The organism is Acidovorax sp. HMWF018 (assembly GCF_003061035.1).
In the GTDB taxonomy this organism is placed as follows: Bacteria; Pseudomonadota; Gammaproteobacteria; order Burkholderiales; family Burkholderiaceae_C; genus Acidovorax; species Acidovorax delafieldii.
In genome coordinates this window covers 1-2,261 of the sequence record NZ_QAIM01000249.1, presented here as the reverse complement: position 1 = coordinate 2,261, position 2,261 = coordinate 1, and the positions used below count along the sequence as shown (strand labels likewise).

Sequence of the window (2,261 nt, the reverse complement as noted above, 5' to 3'; positions counted from 1 at the left end):
CCATGATGACCAACCCCACCGGCCGCCTCACACAAGGCCAGTTCAGTTTCCTGCCCGAGCTCACCGACGCGGAGATCACCGCGCAGATCGAGTACGGCCTCAAGCGTGGCTACGCCTGGAGCGTGGAATACACCGACGACCCGCATCCGCGCAACACCTACTGGGCCATGTACGGCCACCCGATGTTCGACCTGCAGGACGCTGCCGGCGTGCTGCAGGAAGTGCAGGCTTGCCGCAAAGCATTCCCGCGCCACTACATCCGCATGATGGCCTTCGACTCGACGCGCAACGTCGAGACCATCGTGATGAGTTTCATCGTCAACCGACCCCCCACCGAACCCGGCTTCATGCTGGAGCGACAGGAAGTGAACGGCCGCAGCCTGCGCTACACCACGCGCGGCTACGGCGCGGTGCGCCCTGAAGGCGAGCGTTACCAAGACGCAACCTGAAAGCACGGGCCGCCATGTCGTACCTCATTCCTGGCAGCACGCCGCCACCACTCGATGCCGCCGTGACCACCGCGGCCGCATCGGTGGAGGGCCCGGCACCGGCCCACACCCCGGCAAAGGCACCGCGCTCGGTGGGCGCGGTGCTGGCCAGCACGCAGGTGGAGGCCGTGCTGCAGGAACTGGACGATGAGCTTGTGGGCCTGGCGCCAGTAAAGGCCCGGGTGCGCGACATCGCGGCGCTGCTGGTCATTGACAAACTCCGCACCGGCCTGGGTCTGCCTTCGCAGCCGCCCAGCCTGCACATGTGCTTCTCGGGCAACCCCGGCACCGGCAAAACCACGGTGGCACTGCGCATGGCGCAGATCCTTCACCGGCTGGGCTATGTGCGCAAGGGCCACATGGTGGCCGTGACGCGCGACGATCTGGTGGGCCAGTACATCGGCCACACCGCGCCGAAGACGCGCGAGGTTTTGAAGAAGGCCATGGGCGGCGTGCTCTTCATCGACGAGGCGTACTACCTCTACCGCCCCGAGAACGAACGCGACTACGGGCAGGAGGCGATCGAGATCCTGCTGCAGGTGATGGAGAACCACCGCGACGACCTCGTGGTGATCCTGGCCGGCTACGAGGACAGGATGAACACCTTCTTTCAGTCCAACCCCGGCATGCGCTCGCGCATTGCGCACCACCTCACCTTTCCCGACTACAGCGCCGGCGAGCTGATGCAGATCTCGCGCAGGATGCTCGCCGAGCAGAATCACCGCTTCAGCCCGGAAGCCGCCGAGGCCTTCGGACGTTACCTCGGCCTGCGGCTGGAGCAACCCCATTTCGCCAATGCGCGCAGCGTGCGCAACGCGCTCGACCGTGCACGCCTGAGACAGGCCAGCCGTCTGTTTTCGCAGCCTGACCACGAGCTCAGCGCGGAAGAACTCACCACGCTGCAGGCGAGCGACATCCTTGGCAGCCGCCTCTTCGGCGCCGAAGGAGCAACCCATGCTTGAGGCCCTCATCTTCGACGTCGACGGCACCCTGGCCGACACCGAAGAAGCCCACCGCACCGCCTTCAACGACGCCTTTGCCGAAGTGCGCCTGGACTGGCATTGGGACGAGACCACCTACATCCGCCTGTTGCAGGTCTCTGGCGGCAAGGAACGCATCGCACACCACTGGCACATGGTCGAACCCGAGATCGCCAGCGGCGCCGCGGCGCGAACCACCATCGACCGCGTGCATGCCATCAAGACGCGCCTCTACGAAAGCCGCGTGAGCGGCGGCCAGCTGCCGCTGCGCCCAGGCGTGTTGCGCCTCATGCGCGAGGCGCTCGCTGCCGGCCTTCGCCTGGCCATCGCCACCACCACCACACCAGCCAACATCGATGCCTTGCTGCGCACCCCACTCGGGCCGGATTGGCGGCGCCACTTCGCGGCCATCGGTGATGCGGCCACCGCCGCACGCAAGAAGCCCGACCCGCTGGTGTACCAGCAGGTCTTGTCCACCCTGGGCCTGCCGGCGCAGGCCTGCCTGGCCTTCGAGGACTCGGCCAACGGCCTGCGCGCGGCCACCGCCGCCAGCCTTCAGACCCTGGTCACACCCACCGTGCACACCACCGGCCAGCGTTTTGACGACGCCCTGCTGGTGTTGCCGCACCTGGGCGATCTCGCACAACCCTTGCCCCAGGGTGTCGCTGGCATGGACCAGCGCTGGGTCACGGTGGACGCCCTGCGCCGCTGGCACGCCGGCAGCACCCTGTTCGAGTCGGCCTGATCGGTCGCGTCCATTTCCCCCACACAACAGAGTCGCCCCACGATGTCC

Annotated in this window: 3 protein-coding genes; all 3 read left to right on the top strand. The window is 67.1% G+C overall.

All coding sequences use genetic code 11. The annotated features are described in order from the left end of the window. The first annotated feature begins 2 nt into the window (after positions 1 to 2). The 3 genes from DBR23_RS09050 to DBR23_RS09040 are packed head-to-tail and all read left to right on the top strand — an operon-like array spanning position 3 to position 2,213. Positions 3 to 449 (top strand): ribulose bisphosphate carboxylase small subunit, encoded by a 447-nt coding sequence (locus DBR23_RS09050; protein ID WP_026436945.1) that lies wholly within the window; start codon positions 3 to 5, stop codon positions 447 to 449. 14 nt (positions 450 to 463) lie between these two features. Next, entirely contained in the window at positions 464 to 1,450 is a 987-nt protein-coding gene (cbbX, locus tag DBR23_RS09045; RefSeq protein ID WP_081679689.1) for a CbbX protein, read from the top strand. Further along, positions 1,443 to 2,213, top strand: a complete 771-nt coding sequence (locus DBR23_RS09040) for an HAD-IA family hydrolase (RefSeq protein ID WP_108498030.1) — start codon at positions 1,443 to 1,445, stop codon at positions 2,211 to 2,213. Before cbbX ends, DBR23_RS09040 begins: the two co-directional genes overlap by 8 nt. Positions 2,214 to 2,261 lie beyond the last annotated feature (48 nt).

What these genes read in the sequence shown, in the direction of transcription:
- DBR23_RS09050 (WP_026436945.1), top strand. Translation starts at nt 3, where the DNA reads ATGATGACCAACCCCACCGGCCGCCTCACACAAGGCCAGTTCAGTTTC.
- cbbX (WP_081679689.1), top strand. Translation starts at nt 464, where the DNA reads ATGTCGTACCTCATTCCTGGCAGCACGCCGCCACCACTCGATGCCGCC.
- DBR23_RS09040 (WP_108498030.1), top strand. Translation starts at nt 1,443, where the DNA reads ATGCTTGAGGCCCTCATCTTCGACGTCGACGGCACCCTGGCCGACACC.